Source organism: Pedobacter cryophilus (genome assembly GCF_005116455.1).
In the GTDB taxonomy this organism is placed as follows: domain Bacteria; phylum Bacteroidota; class Bacteroidia; order Sphingobacteriales; family Sphingobacteriaceae; genus Pseudopedobacter; species Pseudopedobacter cryophilum.
In genome coordinates this window covers 910,950-936,533 of sequence record NZ_SWBP01000001.1, presented here as the reverse complement: position 1 = coordinate 936,533, position 25,584 = coordinate 910,950, and the positions used below count along the sequence as shown (strand labels likewise).

The 25,584-nt window shown below is 34.9% G+C and carries 24 protein-coding genes; 14 read left to right on the top strand and 10 right to left on the bottom strand.

The genetic code is table 11. From position 1 onward, the window contains the following. The first annotated feature begins 77 nt into the window (after positions 1–77). The 5 genes from FA046_RS03900 (at position 78) to msrA (ending at position 5,363) form a co-directional block, all read left to right on the top strand. On the top strand, positions 78–1,490 hold the full coding sequence (locus tag FA046_RS03900) for an anthranilate synthase component I family protein (RefSeq protein ID WP_136825035.1): 1,413 nt from the start codon (positions 78–80) through the stop codon (positions 1,488–1,490). A gap of 95 nt (positions 1,491–1,585) precedes the next feature. After that, a complete protein-coding gene (locus FA046_RS03895; RefSeq protein WP_136825034.1) occupies positions 1,586–2,152 on the top strand; it encodes an anthranilate synthase component II in 567 nt (188 codons plus the stop codon). An 88-nt stretch (positions 2,153–2,240) separates the two neighbouring features. Continuing rightward, complete coding sequence (trpC, locus tag FA046_RS03890) at positions 2,241–3,023, top strand: indole-3-glycerol phosphate synthase TrpC (RefSeq protein ID WP_136825033.1); 783 nt, start codon at positions 2,241–2,243, stop codon at positions 3,021–3,023. Between the two features lie 60 nt (positions 3,024–3,083). Beyond that, positions 3,084–4,625 carry a YifB family Mg chelatase-like AAA ATPase gene (locus FA046_RS03885; protein WP_136825032.1) on the top strand — a complete coding sequence of 514 codons (1,542 nt, stop codon included), beginning with the start codon at positions 3,084–3,086 and terminating at the stop codon, positions 4,623–4,625. A 69-nt stretch (positions 4,626–4,694) separates the two neighbouring features. After that, a complete protein-coding gene (gene msrA, locus FA046_RS03880) occupies positions 4,695–5,363 on the top strand; it encodes a peptide-methionine (S)-S-oxide reductase MsrA (RefSeq protein ID WP_136825031.1) in 669 nt (222 codons plus the stop codon). A gap of 57 nt (positions 5,364–5,420) precedes the next feature. On the opposite strand, the gene FA046_RS03875 is transcribed toward msrA, so the two are convergent. Continuing rightward, complete coding sequence (locus tag FA046_RS03875) at positions 5,421–6,065, bottom strand: hypothetical protein (RefSeq protein WP_136825030.1); 645 nt, start codon at positions 6,063–6,065, stop codon at positions 5,421–5,423. A gap of 312 nt (positions 6,066–6,377) precedes the next feature. Between FA046_RS03875 and FA046_RS03870 the strand changes: the two genes are divergently transcribed. From FA046_RS03870 to FA046_RS03840, 7 genes are all read left to right on the top strand, one after another. Then, complete coding sequence (locus FA046_RS03870) at positions 6,378–7,157, top strand: ABC transporter ATP-binding protein (RefSeq protein ID WP_136825029.1); 780 nt, start codon at positions 6,378–6,380, stop codon at positions 7,155–7,157. A 6-nt stretch (positions 7,158–7,163) separates the two neighbouring features. After that, complete coding sequence (locus FA046_RS03865) at positions 7,164–8,852, top strand: hypothetical protein (protein WP_136825028.1); 1,689 nt, start codon at positions 7,164–7,166, stop codon at positions 8,850–8,852. A gap of 41 nt (positions 8,853–8,893) precedes the next feature. Then, positions 8,894–9,418: a ribosome maturation factor RimM gene (gene rimM, locus FA046_RS03860; protein ID WP_136825027.1), complete on the top strand. Its 525-nt coding sequence runs from the start codon at positions 8,894–8,896 to the stop codon at positions 9,416–9,418. A gap of 164 nt (positions 9,419–9,582) precedes the next feature. Then, positions 9,583–10,257 carry a tRNA (guanosine(37)-N1)-methyltransferase TrmD gene (gene trmD, locus FA046_RS03855; RefSeq protein WP_136825026.1) on the top strand — a complete coding sequence of 225 codons (675 nt, stop codon included), beginning with the start codon at positions 9,583–9,585 and terminating at the stop codon, positions 10,255–10,257. A 39-nt stretch (positions 10,258–10,296) separates the two neighbouring features. Beyond that, positions 10,297–10,533: a hypothetical protein gene (locus FA046_RS03850; protein ID WP_136825025.1), complete on the top strand. Its 237-nt coding sequence runs from the start codon at positions 10,297–10,299 to the stop codon at positions 10,531–10,533. A 124-nt stretch (positions 10,534–10,657) separates the two neighbouring features. After that, positions 10,658–11,005, top strand: coding sequence for a 50S ribosomal protein L19 (rplS, locus tag FA046_RS03845; RefSeq protein WP_136825024.1), 348 nt, complete (start codon positions 10,658–10,660; stop codon positions 11,003–11,005). Between the two features lie 103 nt (positions 11,006–11,108). After that, positions 11,109–12,254 (top strand): mechanosensitive ion channel family protein, encoded by a 1,146-nt coding sequence (locus FA046_RS03840; RefSeq protein WP_136825023.1) that lies wholly within the window; start codon positions 11,109–11,111, stop codon positions 12,252–12,254. A 108-nt stretch (positions 12,255–12,362) separates the two neighbouring features. Here FA046_RS03840 and FA046_RS03835 read toward each other — a convergent pair whose 3' ends face one another. From FA046_RS03835 to gcvH, 7 genes are all read right to left on the bottom strand, one after another. Then, on the bottom strand, positions 12,363–13,631 hold the full coding sequence (locus FA046_RS03835) for a DUF1501 domain-containing protein (protein ID WP_136825022.1): 1,269 nt from the start codon (positions 13,629–13,631) through the stop codon (positions 12,363–12,365). A 25-nt stretch (positions 13,632–13,656) separates the two neighbouring features. After that, on the bottom strand, positions 13,657–15,630 hold the full coding sequence (locus FA046_RS03830; protein ID WP_136825021.1) for a DUF1800 domain-containing protein: 1,974 nt from the start codon (positions 15,628–15,630) through the stop codon (positions 13,657–13,659). A gap of 243 nt (positions 15,631–15,873) precedes the next feature. Continuing rightward, positions 15,874–17,988, bottom strand: a complete 2,115-nt coding sequence (gene feoB / locus FA046_RS03825; RefSeq protein WP_136825020.1) for a ferrous iron transport protein B — start codon at positions 17,986–17,988, stop codon at positions 15,874–15,876. A gap of 9 nt (positions 17,989–17,997) precedes the next feature. Then, positions 17,998–18,213 carry a FeoA family protein gene (locus FA046_RS03820; protein WP_136825019.1) on the bottom strand — a complete coding sequence of 72 codons (216 nt, stop codon included), beginning with the start codon at positions 18,211–18,213 and terminating at the stop codon, positions 17,998–18,000. A gap of 129 nt (positions 18,214–18,342) precedes the next feature. Further along, on the bottom strand, positions 18,343–18,474 hold the full coding sequence (locus tag FA046_RS17515; protein ID WP_262709945.1) for a hypothetical protein: 132 nt from the start codon (positions 18,472–18,474) through the stop codon (positions 18,343–18,345). Between the two features lie 9 nt (positions 18,475–18,483). Continuing rightward, entirely contained in the window at positions 18,484–18,891 is a 408-nt protein-coding gene (locus FA046_RS03815) for a VanZ family protein (protein ID WP_169303292.1), read from the bottom strand. 1 nt (position 18,892) lies between these two features. Then, positions 18,893–19,270, bottom strand: coding sequence for a glycine cleavage system protein GcvH (gene gcvH, locus FA046_RS03810; protein WP_136825018.1), 378 nt, complete (start codon positions 19,268–19,270; stop codon positions 18,893–18,895). Between the two features lie 254 nt (positions 19,271–19,524). Here gcvH and FA046_RS03805 point away from each other — a divergent pair, with 254 nt between their 5' ends. Together FA046_RS03805 and recQ are read left to right on the top strand one after the other, a co-directional pair. Next, positions 19,525–20,802, top strand: coding sequence for an acetyl-CoA hydrolase/transferase family protein (locus FA046_RS03805; protein WP_136825017.1), 1,278 nt, complete (start codon positions 19,525–19,527; stop codon positions 20,800–20,802). Positions 20,803–20,922: 120 nt separating this feature from the next. Then, complete coding sequence (recQ, locus tag FA046_RS03800; RefSeq protein WP_136825016.1) at positions 20,923–23,037, top strand: DNA helicase RecQ; 2,115 nt, start codon at positions 20,923–20,925, stop codon at positions 23,035–23,037. A 101-nt stretch (positions 23,038–23,138) separates the two neighbouring features. On the opposite strand, the gene FA046_RS03795 is transcribed toward recQ, so the two are convergent. Together FA046_RS03795 and FA046_RS03790 are read right to left on the bottom strand one after the other, a co-directional pair. After that, positions 23,139–24,335, bottom strand: a complete 1,197-nt coding sequence (locus FA046_RS03795) for a metallophosphoesterase (protein ID WP_136825015.1) — start codon at positions 24,333–24,335, stop codon at positions 23,139–23,141. Between the two features lie 333 nt (positions 24,336–24,668). After that, a complete protein-coding gene (locus tag FA046_RS03790) occupies positions 24,669–25,577 on the bottom strand; it encodes a helix-turn-helix domain-containing protein (RefSeq protein ID WP_136825014.1) in 909 nt (302 codons plus the stop codon). Positions 25,578–25,584 lie beyond the last annotated feature (7 nt).

Genomic DNA, 25,584 nt, shown 5'->3' with positions numbered 1-25,584 from the left:
AAACCTAAACAAATAACGAACCCGACATTCAACCGTCGGGTTTTTTTGTTTTACGGTGAGGAATTTAATAAAACCACATGAAAAAATTTAGTTTAAAAGTAAGCTTCAAAAAACTACTGGCCGATACCACCACACCAGTAAGTATTTATTTGCGTTTACGCGATGTTTTCCCAAACAGCTTGTTATTAGAAAGTTCTGATTACCATAGTAGAGAAAATAGCATGAGTTACGTTTGTTGTGATGCCATTGCTAGTATTGTATTAGATAAGCAAACATTAACAAAAACCTACCCAGATGGCAGCTCAGAAACCTTAAATCCGGGAAGTTTTGATTTAACCGAAGAAGTAAGCTCTTTTAGAAAAAGCTTTGAAAGCGATGCAGATAAGAGCATGAAGTTTATTGCCGATGGTTTATTTGGCTATTTCACACATGAAGCCGTAGAATATTTTGAAGACATTAAGCTGAAAACTTCTTATGATAATGAAAGGGTAATTCCTACTTTTCAATACCATGTTTACCGATATATTATAGCTATTGATCACTTTAAAAACGAATTATACATTGTTAAAAACGAAAGTGATTTTGAAGGCGAAAGCAATGGTTTAGAAAAAATAGAATACCTTATTCAAAACAAAAACTTCCCCGAATATCATTTTAAAGTGAAAGGAGAAGAAAGCTCAAATTTAAGCGACGAAGATTTTAAGCAAATTGTAGTACAAATGAAGAAACACATTTACCGTGGTGATGTTTTTCAAATTGTACCTTCACGGGCTTTTCAAACCTCTTTTACAGGAGATGAGTTTAATGTTTACCGAGCTTTAAGATCCATCAATCCGTCACCTTACCTTTTCTATTTTGATTACGGCAGTTTTAAAATATTTGGGTCTTCGCCCGAAGCTCAATTAACTATTAAAAACAATACGGCCACCATTTATCCTATTGCTGGTACTTTTAAAAGATCTGGTAATGATATTCAGGACAAACTACTGGCCGAAAAATTAGAACAAGACCCTAAAGAATCTGCAGAACATGTGATGTTGGTTGATTTAGCCCGAAATGATTTGAGCAGACATTGCCAAAACGTAGAGGTGAAAGCATACAAAGAGGTACAATTTTACTCGCATTTAATTCACTTAGTTTCTAAAGTGAGCGGGCAAATTAAGGAAGGCGTAAATCCTTTTAAAATTGTTGCCGATACTTTCCCTGCCGGCACTTTAAGTGGTGCACCTAAATACAGAGCCATGGAATTAATTGATTTGTATGAAAAAGATAAACGCAGTTTTTACAGCGGTGCCATAGGTTTTATGGGCTTTAACGGTGATTTTAATCACGCCATCATGATCAGGTCTTTCCTCAGTAAAAATAACAAACTACATTACCAAGCTGGAGCCGGAATTGTGGCAGATTCTGACCCAGAGATGGAAATGAATGAAGTGAACCATAAAATTGCAGCTTTAAGAAATGCCATTAAACAAGCGCAGGAAATATAATAAGGTAGAAGGTGTAAGGTTTTGGGTAGAAGGTGCTTGTAAAACGCATCAAAATTCCTTAAACCTTAAACCCCAAACCTTAAACCCCAAATAAAATGAAAATATTAGTTATAGATAATTACGATTCCTTTACTTACAATTTAGTTCATTTACTACATGAGCTAAATCAGGATGCGGAAGTTTGGAGAAACGATAAATTTGAGTTGAAAGATGTAGCTGCTTTTGATAAAATTTTATTGTCGCCAGGACCAGGAATTCCATCTGAGGCAGGTTTGTTATTACAAGTGATAGAAAAATATGCCCCCACAAAAAGTATTTTAGGCGTTTGTTTAGGTCAGCAGGCTATTGCCGAAGTTTTTGGTGGCGAGTTATATAATTTAGAAAAACCGGTTCACGGCACAGCTACAAATATTGTTGTTAAAGAGACAAACGAAGTTGTTTTTAAAGGATTGCCCCAAACTTTTAAAGTGGGTAGATACCATTCTTGGGCTGTAAAATCAGAAAACTTACCTTCAGATTTAATAGTTACAGCCGAAGATGAAAAAGGCGTAATGATGGCTTTGCGTCACCGCAATTTTGATGTGCGAGGCGTACAATTTCATCCAGAATCTGTGTTAACAGAGTTTGGCAAAGAAATGATTAAAAATTGGCTGGAGAATTAGGGGTAATCACTGAATGTCAGGCTGAGCGGAGTCGAAGCCTTTTGACAGTACATTTCGACTCCGCTCAATGTGACAAAAAGAAATAAAAATGAATATTCTAGATCAAATTGTAGCTCGCAAAAAGGAAGAGGTAGCATCGGCGAAAGCCAAAACTTCTTTAAGAGAATTAGAAAATAAATTAGGCTTTAACAGGGAAACCTATAGCTTAAAAACTTTTTTAACCGATCATAAAAAAACTGGAATTATTGCTGAGTTTAAAAGAAAATCACCTTCTAAAGGCATCATCAATGATCAGGTTACGGTAGAAGAAGTAACTACTGGTTATGCGGCTGCGGGTGCTTCGGCTTTATCTGTTTTAACAGATCATGATTTTTTTATGGGTCATGATGATGATTTGATTGCTGCAAGGGCTGTAAATAAAATCCCCATTTTACGTAAAGATTTCATGATTGATGAATATCAAATTGTGGAAGCAAAAGCTTTAGGTGCAGATATTGTTTTATTAATTGCAGCCTGTTTAACGCCTCAGGAAATCCTCGGCTTTGCCAAATTGGCTAAATCTTTAGGCTTAAGTACGCTTTTAGAAGTCCATAACCGAGAGGAATTAGACCGCAGTTTAAATCCTTATTTAGATGTGGTAGGTGTAAATAACCGCAACCTCAAAGATTTTTCGGTAAGTATTGAAACCTCTATTACTTTGGCCGAAGTGATCCCATCTGAATTTCTGAAAATATCTGAAAGTGCTATTAGCAAACCCGAAACTATAAAATTATTAAAGTCGGTAGGTTTTAATGGTTTTTTAATTGGCGAGAACTTTATGAGAACCGCAAACCCGGGATTGGCAATGGCTGATTTTGTGAAAGCACTTTAACAGGAGGAAATACTTAATTTTTGCTTTCATATATTTTTTCTACTTTCAATAAAAAAATTTATGCCTGTAAAAACCTTTGGGAGTGCTGTTTATGGAGTAGAAGCGCAAAATATTACTGTAGAAGTCAATATATTTTCTGGAAAGCCCATTTATTTGGTGGTAGGTTTACCTGATAACGCCGTTAAAGAAAGCATGTTAAGGATAGAAAGCGCCTTAACCAGCAGTGGTTTAAAAATGCCACGACAAAAAATTGTTGTGAATTTGGCTCCAGCCGATATCAGAAAAGAAGGATCGGCTTATGATTTAACCATTGCTACAGGTATTTTAGCTGATTCTGGTCAAATTCCACTCGCCGAAATTGGAGACTATTTAATTATGGGCGAACTCTCTTTAGACGGTCAAGTGCAAGCCATTAAAGGAGCGCTTCCAATTGCTATTCAAGCAAAAAAAGAGAAATTCAAAGGTTTTATTTTACCCAAACAAAATGCCCGGGAAGCTGCCATAGTAAGCGGAATAGAAGTTTATGGAATAAGCCATGTGAAAGAAATTATAGACTTTTTTAGCAAAGGCATTAAACCCGAACTCACCATTGTTGATACCCGAGATGAATTTTACAATGCCGTAAACAATTACGATGCAGATTTTGCTGATGTTAAAGGGCAAGAAAACATTAAACGCTCTTTAGAAATAGCTGCCGCAGGTGGTCACAATGCTATTTTAATTGGTCCGCCGGGAGCCGGAAAAACTATGTTAGCTAAACGTTTACCCACTATTTTACCACCACTTAATTTACACGAAGCTTTAGAAACCACTAAAATACATTCGGTAGCAGGTAAGCTAGCCGCTACAGATTCCCTCATTACCACTCGCCCATTTCGCTCGCCTCATCATACAGTTTCAGATGTGGCTTTAGTAGGTGGAGGAAGTAATCCTCAACCCGGCGAAATTTCTTTAGCGCATAATGGGGTTTTATTTTTGGATGAATTACCTGAGTTTAAACGTACTGTTTTAGAAGTGATGCGCCAACCGTTAGAAGAAAGGCGAGTAACCATTGCCCGAGCTCGAATGTCTGTTGATTATCCTGCCAGTTTTATGCTGATAGCGGCAATGAATCCTTGTCCCTGCGGTTATTATAATCATCCCGAAAAGGAATGTATTTGCGGACCTGGAGTGGTGCAAAAGTATTTAAGTAAAGTAAGCGGACCATTATTAGATCGTATTGATTTACATGTGGAAGTCACACCCGTAAATTTTGATGAACTATCTTCTGACAGGCAATCAGAAAAAAGTGAAGTAGTGAGATTAAGAGTAATTAAAGCCAGAGAAATGCAAGACAAGCGTTTTTTAGAAAACGACAACATTAACTGCAATGCGCAAATGAGTCCGCAAATGGTAAGGTCTATTTGTTTAATTTCTGATGCAGGGCAATTGTTATTGAAGAAAGCGATGGAGAAATTAGGTTTATCTGCCAGAGCTTACGATAGAATTTTAAAAGTAGCCCGCACCATTGCAGATTTATCTCAAAGCGAAGAAATTGGCATTGAACATTTGGCCGAAGCTATTCATTTTAGAAGTTTAGACAGAGAAAGTTGGGCGGGTTAATTCTCGTTTCTACAAAACTATTCATGTAAGGAATGCGTTCATCAATAGACAAAGCTTTTAAAAACTGTTATGAATAAGATTATAAAATTATTTTCAATAAGCGTTTTAGTGTTTCTATTTGCCTGCAACAGTAACGGACAAACCAATTCATCTAAACAAAAAGACAAAAAAATGGATCTTACTCCGCCCAAAGGGAAAGCTGTTGTTGCTTTTGCCGAAGGTTGCTTTTGGTGTAGCGAACATATTTTTGAAGCCGTAGCAGGTGTTGGCGAAGTAGTTTCTGGTTATGCAGGGGGAACTACCAAAAACCCAACTTACGATTTAGTGAATACAGAAACTACAGGCCATGCAGAAACCGTTTTAGTTTATTACGACCCAAAAGTGATTTCTTATGAAGAATTGGTAAAAGTCTTTTTTGCATCGCATGATCCAACAACCAAAGATCAACAAGGACCAGATAGAGGTTCTTCTTACCGCTCTATTTTGTTTTACCAAACAGATGCGGAGAAAGAAATTGCCATGAATGCGGTTAGAGAAATCAGCAAAACCAATCGTTTTGCAAAACCTTTGGTCACCGAATTACAAAAATTAGAAGCTTTCTACGAAGCCGAAGAATACCACCAAGATTATATTAATGCTGGTAAAGGAAGTGGAAACCCTTATGTAAATAATGTTTCTTTACCTCGTTTTGAGCAATTTAAAAAAACGTATAAAGGGAAGTTGAAAAAGGGAGTTTAAAATCTCATTTCATAAAAGCAAAAATGGCTTCCAGATGTTTTGGAAGCCATTTTTTTACTAATTCATATAAGGAAAATTTCTGCTTATTTTTCTCATCATTCTTTCTACCAAATCATCTGTAGAAGAAAAAATATTATCGTCCATTGTTTTAAAGAATCTCCAAAGTAATTCTCCATCTTTACCATTGTTTAAGGTAAGAACAGAAGTTCCAGATCCAGTTTTTCCGCCCATGCTTCCAAACAATATAGTGGTTGCAATTGCAGCACCATCAGATCTAGTTTGCTCAGATTCAAAAGTTCCACCAATTACGGCGTCAACTCCTAAAACTTTAGAAATTTCATCTTTAGTAAACTCATCCATTTTATCTAACATCCCAGCTTTCTTCAATAGAATATTTGATTTTTCTACATCCTGAAATTCAACAGAATAGCTTTCTCCTTTTCTTAGCAAAAAAGTGTACATACTACTTTGAATAGATTTAGACATTGATTTTTCTTGATCTCTGTTTGCTTCTGCACTAAAATTTTTGGGCGGCTTTTTATACTTAATAGAAACCGTAAAAGGTAAAATAGCTACTAATTTATGAGTGCCTATTTCTGTTTGTAATTTGGGACTTTCAAATACTTGCTTTGCCGATTCCTGTGCATAAGTTGTTAAAGCTACACCTAGTGTAACTAATAACATGGATAGATATTTTTTCATGTTTTTGTATGCTGTGAAAATATTAAAAAATTCGTAATTACAAAAACCTTCTAATTTATATGCTTAAATACACTCGTTTATAGAACATATCTTATATTTAGAGATTGAGATTAATAAGATCAAAAACAAGGAATTTTGGGCGTCCTGATAGCTATCGGGATAACACGCTATCCATTACAATCTTTTGTTGTCGTCCTGAGCGGAGTCGAAGGACAAAAAAGGGTTTTCACTAAATCGTTAACGCAAAAAAACAATTCTGTAACTAAGCGCAAAATCAATAATCTAATTCAGGTTTAAAAAATAAACAACAACATGGAATCAGAAATACTACCTATCATCAGCATTAGAAATTTAAAGAAAAGCTACGGCGAAAAACAAGTTCTAAAAGGCATTAATTTAGAAATTTATCCGGGCCAGGTGATTGGTTATATAGGACCAAACGGAGCGGGAAAATCAACCACAGTTAAAATTTTAACTGGTTTAATTCCTGACTTTGAAGGAGAAGTATTCATGTACAACAAAAGCATTAAAGATGATGTGGTAAGCATTAAAAGTCAGATTGGTTATGTACCAGAAAACGCCGAAATATACGAAGTATTAACCCCTTTAGAATACCTTGATTTTGTGGGTAAACTTTACGGCATGGAAGAAGACCATATTGCAGATAGAGCCCTAAAACTCTTAAACGCTTTTGGAATTGGTAGCAATGCCGACCAACGTATGGATACTTTTTCTAAAGGAATGCGCCAAAAAGTGTTGTTAATATCTGGTATTATACACAACCCAAAAATTATCATTTTAGATGAGCCGCTTTCTGGTTTAGATGCCAATGCGGTGATTATGGTAAAAGAATTAATTGCTCTTTTAGCCAAAGAAGGAAAAACCATTTTCTATTGCTCGCACATGATGGATGTGGTAGAAAAAGTATCAGACAGAATATTACTGATTGCCAACGGAGAAATTATTGCCGATGGTTCTTTTGAAGATTTAAAAGCCGGTGGAAACCAAACATTAGAAAGCATTTTTGCCAAACTTACCGGCAAAGAAGAATCTAATAAAGAAGCAAATGATGTATTAAACGCTTTAAACTAATTTTTTATGTTTAATAAATACATCATCAATTTCGTATTGCTTTTTAAAGGCGTTTTTGTGCGTTTTGGCGTAGATCCAAATCAACTCCGCATCATTTTAACCACCAAAATGAAAATGGACGACCGCAGACCAAACGTTTATAACCAACAAAGACAAAAACAAAAAAAAGAAGTGAACCACTCTAGCTGGCTTACCATGTTTTTTTTAGGGATTACCGGCTTATTTTTTACCGCTCTTTTAGTAATTGCCAAACAACCTTTTGTAGGCCATACCATTTACTTTTCGGCTTTTATGGTGATGCTGGCCATCACTTTAATTTCTGATTTCACCAGTGTATTAATAGACGTAAGAGACAATTATATTATTTTGCCTCGCCCGGTTTCTGATAGCACATTTACCATTTCCAGAATTTTACATATTGGCATTCATACCACAAAAATGGCTTTGGCAATTTCCCTTTCGGGGATGATTTATAGCTTTATTTGGGAAGGTCCAATAGCTAGTTTGGTTTTTATTTTAGAAGTTTTTATAGCAACTGTACTCAGCATTTTTTTAGTAAATATCATTTACTTAATTGTTTTAAAAGTAACCAGTCCGCAAAAGTTTAAAGACTTTATCTCTTACTTTCAAATCATTTTCTCGGTACTCATTTTTGCGGCTTATTACACCTTACCCCGCTTAATGACCGCCAGTACGCTACAAAATTTTGAAATTAAGAGCATTAAAATTTTAGCCATTGTACCCCCGGTTTGGATAGCCGCATTGCATGAAATGGCTGTTAATTTTAAATCTACAGATTTATTAACGGTAGCTTATGCTTTGTTAGCGGTGTTTTCTCCTGTATTATCATTGTATTTAGTGGTAAAAGTATTGGCGCCAGGTTTTAATCAAAAGCTATCTTCTATCAGCGGCAGTGGCGATGATGGTACTATTATTTCTTCAGAAGGAAAAGGAGCTTCTAAAGGATTTATGAATGTTTTAGCAAAAAGCTTAGCGCCAGATCCTATAGAAAATGCAGGCTTTAAACTCACTTGGTTATTATCTTCTCGCTACCGCGATTTTAAAGTGAAAGTTTATCCTTCTTTTGCTTATGTCCCTGTATATTTTGTGTATTTCGGTTTTATAGGTAAAAAAGGCAGCATTAGTGAAAACTGGCAATCTTTACTATCAGGAGATATGTATATCCTACTTATTTATCTTACCAGTTTTGTGCTCACTACTGTTTTACAATATGTGAGCCTCACAGAGAAATACAAAGCATCGTGGATATTTTTTACTACCCCACACCAACAGCCCGGTAAAATTTTAGCAGGAATGTTTAAAGCAGTAATTACCAAATATTACGTTCCTTACTTTTTAGTGGTTTCTATATTTAGCTTAACTTTTTGGGGTACAAAAGTGATAAACGATTTAATTTTAGCCTTTATGGTGGGTATTATTTATGGCTTATTAGTGGCTGTTTTTCAGGTAAAAGGTTTACCCTTTTCTCAGCCTATTAATATTAAAAAAGGAGGAAGAACATTTATTACCTTTTTTATTATGCTCATCCCAATAGCTTTTGGTTTTTTACATAATTGGGCGGCAAAATGGGAAACCGTTATATGGATAAGCGCTGCATTAATGACTTTATTTGCATGGATTTCTTTTGCTTCGTATAAAAAAGAAACTTGGGAAAGCTTAGAAATGGCGGATTAATAGGTCTCAAATCTGTATTTTTGCATCAAATTAAGATTTGAATGAAAATTGAAGAGTGTTTTGAAATTGGTTACATCACAAAAACCAGAGGTTTAAAGGGAGAAGTACAGGTTTCTTTTACCTATCCTGAGCCTGAGAAACTCAAAATTAGTTCGGTTTTTGTTGAGGTGAATAGCAAATTGGTTCCCTTTTTTGTTTCTGCTTATAAAATACCTATGCCACAAGTAGGCTATTTCTCTTTTGAGGATATAGATCATATTGATAAGGCGCAAAACATTACTAAAAAGAAAATATACCTTCCAAATAGGCTAAAGCCTAAAAAGAAGAAAGAAGAATTTTCGTTTACAGATTTACAAGGTTTTATTGCTACTGATGAACATGAAGGTTTATTAGGAGAAATTATAGAAGTAAAAGAGTTTCCGCAGCAATTTATAGCAACCATTATTTATCAGGAAAAGGAAGTTTTAATTCCGTTAAATGAAGCTTTTATTTTAGAAATTGACATTAAAGCCAATACCATCTCTTTAGATTTACCAGAAGGTTTACTGGATTTGTATTTGGAGTAATTGATTTTTAGTGACCCTGAATTTGCGTTAAGGATTGAAGCGGTATCCTTTTTATTGTCATCCTGAGCGGAGTCGAAGGACGGCAATAAAAAGATTTAGCGGAAAGCCTGTTAAAACGCCCAAAAATTATAAATCATCATTCAAAAAAATCGTAAATTAAAAATATGCGTTTTGATATCATTACTGTTTTACCTGGCTTATTAGAAAGTCCGTTTGCACATTCTATTTTACAAAGAGCGCAAAAAAAAGGAATAGCAGAAATTCATGTCCATAATTTGAGGGAATACACTAATAATAAGCAAAAAAGCGTAGATGATTATCCTTACGGGGGCGGCAGTGGCATGGTAATGCAAATTGAGCCTTTTTCTAATTGCATAGAAAAACTACAAGCTGAAAGGGTTTACGATGAAATTATTTTTATGACGCCTGATGGGGTCACTTTAAACCAGGAGATGGCTAATGAGCTATCAGGAAAAGAGAACATCATTATTCTTTGCGGCCATTACAAAGGCATAGACCAGCGTATAAGAGATATTTATGTGACTCGTGAAATATCTGTAGGAGATTATGTTTTATCTGGCGGAGAGCTGCCCGCTGCTATTGTGGTAGATGCGGTAGTGCGATTGATTCCGGGTGTTTTAAATGACGAGACTTCTGCGCTGTCTGATTCTTTCCAAGGAGAACTGCTGGATGCACCTTTATACACCAGACCCGCCGATTGGAAAGGGCATAAAGTACCTGATATTTTATTAAGCGGAGACCCTGTTAAAATAGAGAATTGGCGTTATGAGGAAGCTTTAAAAAGAACACAAGAAAGAAGACCCGATTTGCTGGATTAATGCGTAAATTTAAATGAAACATTCTAATTCATTTTATTTATGGAAAAGCCCTGGTTTAAAAGAAAAGGAATTTTATATATCCCATCTTCTACCGTAGGATGGTTGCTGTTAATTTTACTGATAGCTTATTGGATATATACTTTTATTGGTGTAGATATACGAACGCACTCTGTAAGAGACACCTTAATTAACTTTGCATTTAACGCATTATTTGGCGCTTTTGTTTATTCAATTATTGCTTATTACAGTACCAGAAAGTCTAAAATTCCCAGATAAAATAAATTTGACAACTAAATTTTTTAAATTCGTTTTTATTTATAAAAATTAATCCCTAATATTGCACTCCGAAATTTAGGGGCGATCATCACATTTTAGATCATCGTTTAATCGCAAAAAAATCATGGATTTATTAAAATTTGTAGAAGAGCAGGCAGTAGTTAAAACATCTTTCCCTGCATTTAAAGCTGGAGATACAGTTAGTGTTCATTATAAAATTCGCGAAGGAAATAAAGAGCGTATCCAAGTTTACCAAGGTGTAGTTATCCAAAGAAATAGCACAAACGCAACTGAAACCTTTACAGTTCGTAAAATATCTAACGGTATTGGCGTTGAGCGTATATTTCCTATCAATTCTCCAAACATTGATAAAGTTATAGTAAACAGTGTTGGTAAAGTACGTAGAGCAAAATTATTTTACTTACGTGAACTTACTGGTAAAGCTGCTCGTATCAAAACTAAAAGAGTTTAATACTTTAAAAATATTAAAAACCTTCCGACAAACATCGGGAGGTTTTTTTGTTTGTACTAAATTTTAAATTGACATTTAAATTCAAAAACAATATCTTGAGCAAATGGACACACAATTTCTAAATCAGATAGTTTGGGGAAATACCATTAAAAGTTACCTGCTTTTTATTGGGATTATTCTTTTGGGATTGATTCTTAAAAAGGTGATTTCTAAAATTATAAGTAAATCACTATTTACCTTATTCCATAAGTTTTCTAAAGAAATTAAAATTGATAAATTTTTAGACTTACTGGTAAAACCTATAGAATTTTTAATCAGCATTATTGTTTTTTATGTCGCCATTAACCAATTAAATTACCCTTTAGAGGTGGTGGTATTTAAAAGAACAGTTGGCAAATCTTTATATACCATTACTATTATTCAGGTTTTAGACAAGGTATTTTTATTCCTCATTATAATTTCTGCCTTTAGAATTTTATTAAGAACCATAGATTTTATTTCTCATGTGTTTTCTTATCGGGCTAGTTTAACAGAATCTAAAACAGACGACCAAATGGTTCCTTTTTTAAGGGAATTGAGCAAAATTATAGCTATTATTTTAGGCGTTTTTGTAGTGATGGGCGCTGTATTTAATATGAATGTTGCTACCATTGTTGCTGGTTTGGGTATTGGTGGTTTAGCAATTGCTTTAGCCGCTCAAGATACTTTACAAAACTTACTAGGCTCTTTTACCATTTTTGCAGATAAACCCTTTGTTGTGGGCGATTTAGTGAATGTAGCAGGTTACGATGGTGTGATAGAGAAAGTGGGCTTTAGAAGTACGCTATTAAGAACTATGGATAAAACTTTAGTAGTCATCCCAAATAAAAAAATGATTGATAGTCCGTTAGAAAATTTAACCTTAAGAAATTTAAGACGAGTGAAGTTTAACGTGGGTGTTTTGTATGGCACATCTCCTGCTGTGATTAGAAAGATCTCAGAAGAAATAACAGATTATATTCAAACACATAAAGAAACTACACAAGATACTTTAGTAACTTTTGATTCTTTTGGCGATTCATCTTTAAACATTCAGGTTTTGTATTTTATTGAAATTGTAGATTACAATATGTACATGAAAATTAAAGAGGAAATTAATTATAGCGTAATGGATATTGTATTAAAAAACGAAGCCGATTTCGCTTTTCCATCCAGAACTTTATATCATGAGTTTGGCAGTAAAGGAATTCCTTTGCAAAAGGTAGATTAGGGCATTACCCCAGAAAAAAAAATCTGGGGTCGGGCTTTTGCTCCAATATTTTTGTAAAAAACAAAAATGATTTCCACGTCAATCCCTAATACAAAACTTAAAATGAGATTATCCTTTCATCATCCCTATATGTTTCCCAGTCCAATCTGGAAACAATAATTTATCATTGTTGATTTTTAAATGCTTATCAGCAACTTCACTAAAAACACTTCTAAAATCGGTGGTTACGGCTAAATCTCTACCATCTTCTAGGTTTTCTATGGCTAATGGTTTTACCAAGCCATGTACTTTACCCCCATTTACATCATTACCTAAAATAAAATTACAAGAAGCTCTACCATGGTCTGTTCCGCCGGTTCCGTTTTGTTTTACGGTACGTCCAAACTCTGTCATGGTCATTACGGTTACATCATCTTGAAGTGTTCCCATATCTGTCCAAAAAGCCATGATACATTCGCTTAAATCGTTCACATTACGGGCAAAAATCCCGTTTGTGGTTCCTTGGTTAAAGTGCGTATCCCAACCACCAGATTCGGCGAAAGCCACTTCTAAACCTACATCCATTTTAATTAATTGTGCAATTTGTTTGAGCGCATTCCCTAAAGCTGTATTTGGGTAAATTGCATTATTTGCTGCTTTGTAGTTTTTGGTATCTATTTTATCGAGCATCTTCACTGCATCAAAACTTTCTTTACCGGTCTCTTTTAAAAGACCAGAAGAAGTTTGATCATATAAATCTTCAAAACTTTTTGATGCCATATTTGCCCCGTTTGGGTTTCCTTTCAGTTGAATGGCAAAATCCTGAAGATTACTAATCGCTACCGAAGGCTGATCACCGTAAAAAGAACGAGGTAAAGAAGAAGTCATACTTACCGCTTGAAAAGGAGTAGCAGCTTCATGCCCTAGCAAGCCAACCGCTCTGTTTAACCAACCGCTAGCAGTCCCTTTATTAAACGGTGTGCCAGATTCCATATAATCTTGCGCATCAAAATGGGAACGGGTACTATTTGGCGAGCCTATGCCATGCACAATGGCTAAACTTCCATCTTTAAAAACAGATTCGAAAGCTGCCATGGATGGATGCAAACCAAAACGTCCGTCTAAATCTATTAAAGGTTTATTTGTTGCGTTTTTTGCTGCCGACATAAATAAGGTTGGTCTGGCGGCTTTTAAATATTGGTCTGTAAACGGATTAACGGCCATTAAACCATCCATTGCCCCACGTTGAAAAATGCAAACCAAAGTCTTTCTTTTCTTAAACAACGCAGGTGCTTGAATCATTTGCGCAGCCTGCGCAACAAATGAAGGCACACCGCCTAATCCTACTCCAAAAAGGGCTATTCCTCCGGCTTTTAAAAATCCTCTTCTAGATGTCATACTAATTCTATTTATCTATGAATACTTATCTTCTTTGAAATTCTGGCGATCCTATAATTACGCCTACTACTTGTGCCAACATGGTATTATTTCCAAATGAACTTTGCTTGGCTTTATTAACAGCTAGTTTTCCTTTTGGATCTTTTGGTTTAACCATCATGTTCTCATCGCTCATCAACCTATTTTCGTCAGCATTCATCATAGTAGACGATGCGTTAGGAACAACGGCATTACTAGCTGCTTTATCTACTTTATTTATTAAATCCGGGTCGCTCAACATCGGCGTAAGCCTTTTAATGGTTTCGCTTAAATCACGTTCGGGCATAATTATTTTTGAATACGTTGTTAAAGCTGCTTCTGGGCTTTCTGGCTCGTGATTGTTATTTAGCTTAGCCAAATTAATTCTTACTCCCGGAATTTTTTGAGCGGCCAATGCCAATCCAAAATTCATACGATTTAATAATGCACCAGTATTAATCCAGTATTGCCCTTTATCAGGAAAACCTGTTGGTGCTTGGTAATAGTACATTTTTTGCCCCATTTTTGTAATCCAGTTGTACAACTGGAAAGGCTGAGTGATATCTGCATCTAAAGTTCTAACGGCACTAATGGCTAATTCAAAAGGAGATTTTGTTTTCTCTCTAAGTGCTTCTTTACTCCAAAACTCTGGTGAATTTACCATGGTAGTCAATACCATTTTAATGTCTCCACCTTTATCTAAAAAGGTTTTGCTCATTTTATCTAACAAGCTTTGTGGCGGGTTATCACTTACAAAACGTACTGCTAATTTTTTAGTAATAAATTTTGCAGTTGATGGGTTTTTAGCCAACATTGTTAATAGTTGTACGCCTTCCTCATATCCTCCGTTTGCGGTAAATCGTTTACCTAAAACATTTTTTTCACCAGTATCATGTCTGTTGGCAGCAAACAAAAAATCTCCTTGATGTATAAAACCTCTCTCTTCTAGCTTACTTTCGCCAACTTTTTCAATCATTTTTTTTATCGCTCCTCCAGCACCTTCCTCATCCATAGGGAAAACCGTCCAGCCAGTGAGCACTTTTGCTGCCTGTGTTACATCTTGTTGCGTGTAACCGCCATCTACACCCAAAGTATGTAGTTCCATTACTTCACGGGCATAGTTTTCATTTAAACCTTGATTTTTTCTATTCTGTTGTAGCTTTTGTAATGCTGCCGCTTTCATGTTATCATTAACAGTTTGATTAAGCATAGCAGGGTTTCTTTTAGGTTGAACCTCCAAGTTTGTATTGGTGCCAGCGCTACTAAAATTATCTAAGTAATAAAGCATGGCCGGTGATTTTGCTGTAGCTAAAACTAGGTTCTCAAACTTTCCAAAAACATTGGGTCTAATTACATCTCGCTCATAAGCTGGAATAAACATGGCACAATCATTCTTAGTAATAGATACATTAAAGTGATTGAACCAAAAATCTGTTAATACTTCTTGTAATTGGTTATTTGTGTAGGTAGCTCTTAATATTTTTTGATTGATGAATTGCCTAAAAAGCTCTTGTTGAGGCTTTAAACCTTTATCATCCATGTAAGCTTTTAACTTATTACGATATTCTTTTTGATCAGCTTTGTTTACAGAATCTTTATCAATATAACCATCTTTGATGGCTCTTCTTAATACTTGTGCTCCTTTTGGATAAATATTGGATACTTCTTGATTGCTTAAATTGATAACATCATAAACAGAAAGCATTTGCTTTAAGGAATCATCTGCCAGTTTACCGGTAAGTTGTTGCTGAAACCATTTTTCTAATCCGGTTTTTAAAACAAAGTCTATATCTTCGGTTTTTGCGCCATAAGTAAAACGATTTAATAAATGAAGCGCCGCCTGACGATCAGTTAATCCAGCTTTTTTATAAGGAAATGAGGCTTGACCTTTATCGCTTTTATCGACTAAAAAAGAAGAAAAAAACAATACACCCACTAAAAGGACAAAAGGCAAATAAAAATATTTAAGCAATGTTTTCATTTTATGATTTGTTTAATGGCCTTTATGACGAAATGAAAATGATAAGGATTAATGCTGCATAAAATATTTGTAGTACAAATAACTTTTTAACAGATTGTTTTATTGCCTAATAAAACCAAGTTTTTATTAATCTTCTTAGCATATAATTAGATAACCTGAAGCGGTTTACAGTGAAATAGCCAATAGGTAACGGAAAATGTTTAAATATGCTTTTTAGGGAGAAAAATTAGTTAGCGTTTTAACTTATTTTAAGATTTGATAAACAACAAAACTAGCGGCATAAGCCAACGCCAACATATAAAAAAACTGAATCAATGGCCATTTAATGTTTTTTGTTTCTCGGTAAACCACAGCCATTGTGCTCATACATTGCATAGCAAAAGCGTAAAAAATCATTAAAGAAAAAGCGGTTGCAGTGGTAAAAACAATTTCGCCTGTGTTTGGATTGGTAGCTTTAGCCATTTTTTCTCTTACCGATTCCATTTTGGTATCATCACCATCTACAGAATAAAGGGTGGCCATTGTGCCTACAAAAACTTCTCGGGCAGCAAATGAAGTTATTAATGCAATCCCAATTTTCCAATCAAAACCTAAAGGTTTAATACCGGGTTCTATGGATTTCCCCAATACGCCGGCATAAGAATTCTCTAACTTTTCTGACGCTCTTAGTCTATTAATTTCTTCTGGAGAATAGCCTTTAATAATTTCTTGGGTTTGATATTTTTTCTCTATCAGCTCAAATTTATTAGATGGACCATAACTGGCTAAAACCCATAAAATTATAGAAACTGCTACAATTACTTTTCCTGCTTCTGTAACAAAAGTTTTTACGCTCTCATACATGGTTATCCCCACGTTATTCCATCTTGGCATCCGGTAAACGGGCAATTCCATAATGAAATAGCTTTTTAAGTCGCTTTTGATAATTAATTTCATTACCCAGGCTACCAAAACCGCTGTTATGATACTTAACAGGTATAAAGACATCATGGCTAAGCCTTGTAAATTAATGAAGCCCAAAAGCATTTTTTTAGGGACCACTAAAGAGATTAACAAGGTATAAATAGGCAAACGAGCAGAGCAGCTCACCAAAGGAGTCACCATAATGGTGATAATTCTATCTTTCCAACTCTCAATGGTACGGGCACTCATAATAGCAGGAACAGCGCAAGCTAAACCTCCAATTAAAGGCACTACAGATTTTCCGCTTAAGCCCACTTTTCTCATGAGCCTATCCATCATAAAAGTAACACGAGACATGTAGCCCGTATCTTCTAACATAGATATGAAAGCAAATAATAGCGCTATTTGCGGAATAAAAACCATAACACCACTTAAACCGGCTAAAACGCCATCAATTAATAAGTTGGTTAAAGCGCCTTCTGGTAAATACTGATGACCCATTTCTGCTAACCATACAAATACGGTTTCTATCAAAAGCATTGGATATTCTGACCAAGCAAAAATGGATTGGAAAATAGCAAAAAGCACTCCAACAAAAATAATTAGTCCCCAAAATTTATGGGTCAAATAATGGTCTATTTTATTACTGATATTCTCTTCTAAAGCAACCGAAGTATATTTTACAGTATCTAATAATATATCGTTAATGTAATTGTAGCGGGCAATAGTTTCTGATGCTTGTGCCTTTTGACTATGAAAGTCATATTTAATTTCTAAGGCCTTAATGTGTTCATTTTGAGCTTTACTTAAATACTTTAAATGATCATGCTGATGCGCAATTTGAAGCGCTACATAAGGATTTTCAATAGCTAAATAACTAGAAATATCTTTGATTAATTCTGGCGCAATCACTTCTACATCAATAGTAGGTAACTGCAAAGGTATTTTGGTATGGTATTGAATCGCTTTTTTAAGCTCCTCAATGCCTTGTATTTTTCTTGCCGCTAGTGGAATTACAGGGATATTTAGCCTTTTGGCTAAAGCATCTATATCAATTTCCATATTGCCCTTAGCCGCCAAATCCATCATGTTTAATGCAATGATGACCGGCAAACCTAAATCGGCAATTTGGGTGTACAGTAAAAGGTTTCTTTTTAGATTGGTAGCATCAGCTACAATTAACACTAAATCTGGATAAGAAGGGTTATTTTGATTAGATAAAACCTCAAAAACGATGGTTTCATCGGCACTTTTTGGGTATAAACTATAAGTACCTGGTAAATCAACAATTTCTATAAACTGACCGTCTGGCAGTTTACTAATTCCTGTTTTCTTATCAACAGTTACTCCAGGAAAATTTCCGATTTTTTGATTTAAACCCGTTAGCGCATTAAATATCGTTGATTTTCCGGTGTTGGGATTACCTACTAATGCTACTCGGAGTTTATTTTTCAATCTTAAAGATTAAATTAATTCTATGGTAGAAGCTTCTTTTTTTCTTAATGATAATTGGTAACCTGAAACAGAAACGGCTATTGGATCTCCAAAAGGAGCAACACGTTCTACTTTAACCAATTCTCCTGGTAGGCAACCCATTTCCATCAGTTTCACAGACATTTCTAAATCTGTAAATTCTTTGATGATGCCTTGCTGTCCTATTGCTAATTGCGATAACTTCATGGTGTTTTAAATGAGTGAGACGAAATTAAAGCTTATTTATATTAAATCCAAATAAGATTTAAGCCATTTGTCATTTAAGTTTCAATTCATTCTTTAGACTTAAATGAATCCCTAAACCTAAAACAATTCTTATTTAATACCTTTTGCAGGAACAATCTGTTGATTAAATTTTGGGCATTGACAGCCTTTTTTAAAAACACCACAAGCACTTAAACAAAATACGAACAAAAAAATGGAAGTGATTTTTAAAGTGTTTTTCATGATTTTAATTTAATCCTGCTTTACAAATCTTATCAAGTAAGCTTTTCTATGTAATAAAAGATAGCTGAAAATTCCCATGCCTAAACCGGTCATATCCGCAAAGAAATCCCACCAATCCGCAGAACGGTAGGTAAAAACTTTCCATTGCAATAATTCAATTCCTCCACCTAAAGCAACATTAATTAATAATATTTTTACAATGGTGAGTATACGGTATTCATAACTGTTTTGTTGGTTTATTTTACCAAAAAACAGTAAAACTGTTAAGGTGAAAAAAAAACCTAGGTGAGCTAGCTTATCAAACCCTTCAAAAAAAAGGCCCGCACCAGGAACATCTTCAGAAGGGATATTACAAAGAATCAGTACCAACACTGACCAAAGCATTGCTGGCCACTGAAACTTTAATGTGTTAAACATACTAAGCGCCTATTAAAGCTTTATAATCATCAGCAGATAAAAGAGCTTCTGCCAAAGCAGGATCAAGAGCTATTTTTACCATCCAACCATCGCCGTAAGGAGATTGATTTACCATTTCTGGATTTGCATCTAAAGCAGCATTAACCTCTAAAATGGTTCCGGTAACGGGCATAAATAAATCTGAAACTGTTTTAACAGCTTCTACGGTTCCAAAAACATCGCCTTCGGCAACTTCACTACCTACGGTGTTAATATCCACATAAACAATATCACCCAACTCACGCTGTGCAAATTCTGTAATACCAACAAAGGCTACGTCACCTTCAACTCTAATCCATTCGTGATCTTTAGTGTACTTTAATTCTGCAGGGAAATTCATATTCTAAAATTTGACGTAAAAATAAGAGGAAATTTTTAATCCAATGCTAATAGCAACGCTTTTAAATTTTTTGTAAGTAATAATTGTGATATTTAACTACAATAAACCTTGTTTTGTGTTTATCATTAATCAAGCCAATCCTTCTATAGGATAACTCTTTTAATGTAGATGATTTGGCAATAGTTCATTAAATTTCGTGACTACTGTCATTTTTACGATGATTTAGTTTCAATAGTTTTATACAAATTTTAAACATGCACACATCTAATACGTACTGTACCGCTCAAGAGGCAATCCAGCTTATTCAATCTAATCAAAGGGTTTTTTTACATGGTAGTGCGGCTACCCCGGTTCATTTATTTAATGAAATGGTTGCCCAAAAACATCGTTTACACAATATAGAATTAGTAAGTATTACCCAACAAGGCGTAGATATGAACAACCCTGATTTGGCTGGGCACTTTTTTATGAATTCTTTATTTGTTTCTGAAAGTAACCGAAAGGCTGTAAACAGTGGTATGGGCGATTATGTACCTGTTTTTTTAAGTGAAATTCCATTATTATTTACGCGTAATATTTTACCAATAGATGTTGCCATTGTACAAGTTTCGCCACCAGATAAACACGGTTACTGCTCTTTAGGTACTTCGGTTGATATTGCAAGATCGGCGGTAAGTACAGCACAAAAAGTAATTGCTCAGGTAAATCCAAATATGCCTAGGGTACACGGAGATGCTTTTGTACCTTTTAGTAAATTTGATGCTGCGGTATGGGTTGATGAACCTTTGCAAGAAGTAAGCTACTCGGCCTCAAACCCAATAAATGATAAAATCGGAAAAATTGTAGCCGGCTTAGTAGAAGACGGTGCCACTTTACAATTAGGAATTGGAACCATACCAGATTCGGTTTTAAAGAACCTTACCAACCATAAAAATTTAGGTTTACACACAGAAATGTTTTCTGACGGTGCCATTCCTCTCATCTTAAACGGAACCATAAACAACAGTTTAAAAAAGGTTGTTAACGGCTACTGCGTAACTTCTTTTATGCTGGGCACCAAAAAATTATATGATTTTGCTGATGATAATCCCATTATTAAGGCAATGGACATTAGCTATGTTAACGACCCAAGAGTGTTAAGTTTAAACCCAAAAGTAACGGCCATTAACAGTGCTATTGAGATAGATTTAACCGGACAAGTTTGTTCTGATTCTATTGGTACTTACCAATACTCTGGCATTGGCGGCCAAATGGATTTTATAAGGGGCGCTGCCTTATCTGAAGGTGGAAAACCAATTATTGCAATCCCGTCTGTTACCGCAAAAGGTATTTCAAGGATAGTGCCTTTATTAAAACCTGGCGCAGGCGTAGTGACCACCCGTGGCCACATCCATTGGGTGGTTACAGAGTATGGCGCTGTAAATTTGTTTGGAATGAATATGGAACAAAGAGCCAAAGCGTTAACAAATATTGCCCATCCAGATCATAGAGAAGAACTAGAAAGAAGTTCGTTTGAGCGCTTTAAACATTAAATAAATTCTTTCCCCATTCGTAATATCTAAGCTTAGTAGTCGAAACTGATTTTCTATCTTCGCCAATTCATTATCAAATTTTGATGATGAATTGATTTTCCTATTAATTTTATATTTACGATGCTAAAACCACCAGAACTCCTCAAAAAATATTTTGGATATGATTCTTTTCGCCCTCAGCAAGAAGAAATTATAGAAAAAGTGTTGAGTGGTGCCGATTCTTTAGTATTGATGCCCACCGGAGGTGGAAAATCTTTATGTTTTCAAATTCCTGCCTTATTACTGCCCGGAACAGCTATTGTAGTTTCTCCTTTAATTTCTTTAATGAAAGATCAGGTAGATGCCTTAAGAAGCAACGGAATTGCAGCCGCATTTTTAAATAGCTCGCAAACTTTTGAAGAACAGCAAATGATTTTGGATGCTTGCCACAAAGGTCAAATTAGCTTGTTATATGTATCTCCAGAGAAATTAATTTCTGATATCGATATCATCAACCAAGTTTGTAAACCAAGTTTATTTGCTATAGATGAAGCGCATTGTATTTCTTCTTGGGGACATGATTTTAGACCAGAATATACGCAACTCGGTTTTTTAAGACAGCGTTTTGCTCATATCCCATTTATGGCCTTAACAGCAACGGCTGATAAAGTAACCCGAAGAGATATCATCAAACAATTAAAACTTAAAACCCCACAAGTTTTTATCACCTCTTTTGACAGAAAAAATTTAAGTCTTGATGTCCGCATCGGCGTAAAGCCAAAAGAAAAAATGGAGGAGATTATAGATTTTGTGAAGGAACGAGATCAACAGAGTGGGATTATTTATTGCCTCAGCAGAAAAAAATGTGAAGAAGCTTATGAAGCTTTAGCAAATGCAGGAGTGAGCGCTATGTTTTACCATGCAGGTATGAGTAGTGAAACCCGTTCATCTGTTCAAGATCGTTTTATTAACGATGAATTGCAGGTAGTTTGCGCCACTGTTGCCTTTGGAATGGGGATTGATAAATCTAACGTACGCTGGGTAATTCACTATAATTTACCTAAAAATATAGAAGGTTATTATCAGGAAATTGGTAGGGCTGGCAGAGATGGAATTCCATCTGAAACCATTTTATATTACAATTACGCCGACTTAATTATGTTGAATAAATTTGCCAGTGAAGGCGCCATGGCCGAGGTGAATTTAGAAAAGCTAAAGCGAATGCAACATTATGCTGAAGCAGACAGTTGCCGACGAAAAATTTTATTGAATTACTTTTCAGAAAATTTGGAAGAAAATTGTGGCAATTGTGATGTTTGCAGCAACCCTCGAAAGCATTTTGATGGCACTTTAATGGTGCAAAAAGCGCTTTCGGCAATTATGAGAATGGGCGAAAAAGAAGGCGCCAACATGGTTATTGATGTTTTAAGAGGCTCTAAAAAACAAGAAATTGTTGCCGCAGGTTATGATAAACTGAAAACACATGGTGCCGGAGCAGAAGTCCCTGCCATAGATTGGCAACGCTACCTCATGCAGATGTTAAATTTAGGGGTTTTAGAAATTGCTTACGATGAAAATTTTGCGCTTAGAATTACCCCACTAGGTAAAGATATTTTGTTTGGAAAAAGAAAAATGGAGCTTACCGTTTTACAAACCTTGCAAGCAACAGATAAAACAGTAAAAACCAGAAAAAACAATGCTATTACTGATGATGAAGAATTATTTAACCAATTACGTAAAGTAAGAAGAGATTTTTCTATTGAAGAAAACGTTCCGGCATACGTCATTTTTTCAGACGCTACCTTGTCAGAAATGGTTAATCAAAAACCTATCACTTCACAAGATATGTTGTTAATTTCTGGTGTTGGAGAGCATAAGTTAGAAAAATACGGTAACGCTTTTTTAAACGCTATTATTGATTTTTCTTCGGGTTCATCTTCCAAAAAATTAAAAGGAAGCACTTATAAAGAAACCTTATCACTCTACCGTCAGCGTTTATCTATCGAAGAAATTGCGGTAAGAAGAAACATCGCCGTTGCCACTGTTTTTTCTCACATTGCTGCTTTATATTTAAGTGGCGAAATTGAAAGTCTGGCTCAGTTTGTAAATGAAGACGAGGTAGTAAGTGTAAAAGAAGCTATAAAAGCTACAGGCGAAACAAAAATAATGAAACCCATTTTTGAGCATTTAAAAGAAGTCGTTCCTTATCATAAAATTAGACTGGCGATGGCAATTTTAGAGAAAAGAGAAGCTTAAAAAAATTAATTAATGAGGGCGTTCGAGCGGGCTTTACATTACAATCTTTTTGTGAAAAACAAAAAGGATTTTCATTGCAATCCCTAACGCAAAAAAGCAACTTACTTCTTTTTTAATTCAATTACGGTTATTTCTGGCCAAATGCCTACTCGCCCAGAAAAACCCAAGAAACCAAAACCTCGGTTTACATACAAAAACCTATTAAATTCTTCTTTTAAACCTGCCCAATGTGGGTAACGGTATTTCACCGGACTCCATTTAATACCAAAAGCTTCTATACCAAATTGCATCCCGTGGGTATGGCCGCTTAAGGTTAAATGAATTTTTGAAGGATGAGTTTTCACCTGTTCATCCCAATGAGAAGGATCATGCGAAAGCAAAATTTTAAAATCATGAATATCAGTTTTAGTTAAGGCTTTTTGTAAATCGCCTCTTTCTCCAAAACCTTTGCCCCAGTTTTCAACTCCGGCCAACACCATTTTTTCTCCGTTTTTTTCTAAGGTAATATGTTCATCTAATAACAAGCGGAAACCCATTTGCTGGTGATGACTTTTTAAAGTTTGTAGGTTTTCTATTTTTTCAAGGTCACTATTCCAGCTTACATAATCGCCATAATCATGGTTACCTAAAATAGAAAACTGACCGTAATTAGCTTTAATTTGGGAGAAATGAGCCATCCAAGGCACAATTTCATCGGCTTTGTTATTTACCAAATCTCCTGTAAAAACAAAAAGATCAGAGTTTTGAGCGTTAATTAAATCTATTCCTTTTTGTACCGCTTTTGCATTGGTAAAACTGCCGGAGTGCACATCAGAAATTTGGGTGAGCGTAAAGCCATCAAAAGCCATCGGTAAATCATCAAAATATAAGGTTTGCCTAATTACTCGGTAAGCGTATTTACCCCAAATCATTCCATGAATAAAAAACAAAAAGAGCAGGAGCGTAAAAGCCAAAGCCACAACAGAAAAAATACCACTTGATAGGTTGAAACCTAAAAAACCAACAAGAAGTTTAAAAATACTTCCTAAAAAAACAAGAACAGAGAAGGTCAGCTCGGCAACAAAAACCACCATAAAAGCATGAACGGTAACTTTAAAAAAAGTATCAATCCCAATTTTAGCCAACCTTATTAACGCCATAATAAAGGAAAGGTTAATGGTTAAAATAATGGCAATAAAAACGGGCTTCCATAAATTTGAAGGGAAAATCACCGATAAACCTGCCATCACATACCAATTCATTAACAATAAAATGATGGCGATAACGATGAACGGCAATAAACTTATTTTTCTTTTCATGATTTTAAAACTCGACAAAGATACCAGCGAGTTTAAGAAATGGCATCAGTAAATTGTAAGGATTACTTTGACTTTTTCGAGCTTTGTTATTCTGAACTCATTTCAGAATCTTATGGAATGTAGTGTATTGTCTAAGCAGGGTCTCTCTCGCAGAGGGCCCTGCGTTATATGTTAATCTTGTTTAGTTTTGTAAACTCATTTCAAGATAAGTTAAAGCACTAAAATATTTTCTAAAAACACTTCTTTCCATTTGCCGGACAACTTCCTCTTTTTTTATGAAAAGATTTCAGTGATCCTTAAAAAGGAACACTGAAACCAGAATGAGTAGTGGCTTTAATTGTAGCTATTTCTGTAATCAATTGGTGTCAAATTTGTTTTACTTTTAAACAGTTTGCTAAATGATTGTGGATATTCAAAACCTAATTGGTAAGCAATTTCGCTTACTGTAAAATTGGTTGTTGTTAAAATATCTTTTGCTTTTTCAATCAATTTTTCGTGTATATGTTGTTGGGTATTTTGCCCTGTCAAGCTTCGCAACATATCACTTAAATACGAAGAGGAAACATTGAGTTCGGTTGCTAATTTCTCTACTGTTGGTAGAGAAAAATTTGAATTATTACTAAAGAGATCATCTAAAATTCTTTCAAAGTTTGTAAGCAAATCGTTTGTAGCCATCTTTCTTGTAATAAATTGTCTGCTATAAAAACGATTGCAATAACTCAAAAGTAATTCTAGGTTGGAAACAATTACATCTTGACTGAAATTATCTAATCTTGAATTTATTTCCTTTTCAATGTTTTGAACAATTGCTTCAATCGTTTTTTCTTCTTCGTCTGAAAGATGTAATGCTTCATTTATAGCGTAGGAAAAAAAACCATAATCCTTAATGATTTTGCCTAATGGGTATTGCCTAATTAAATCAGGGTGAAACAATAAAGACCAACCATCATTGTCTTTAACTTCTTGGCTATCAACACTAATGATTTGATTTGGGGCTATAAATGACATGGTGCCATTATCAAAATCATAATGATTTTTACCATATTTTAATTTCCCTTTAAAACTTCTTTTGATTGAAATATTATAAAAATCTAAAAGTATTTTTTGATGTGTAGGTTGTTTATTATTTCGCGAATGATCAATAATAGTTAGCAAAGGGTTTAATGGACATGGTAAACCCATAAAAGAATGTAATTCTTTTACTGAATTAATTTTTTTAATATTTTGTTCTGTCTCTCTCATCATTAGA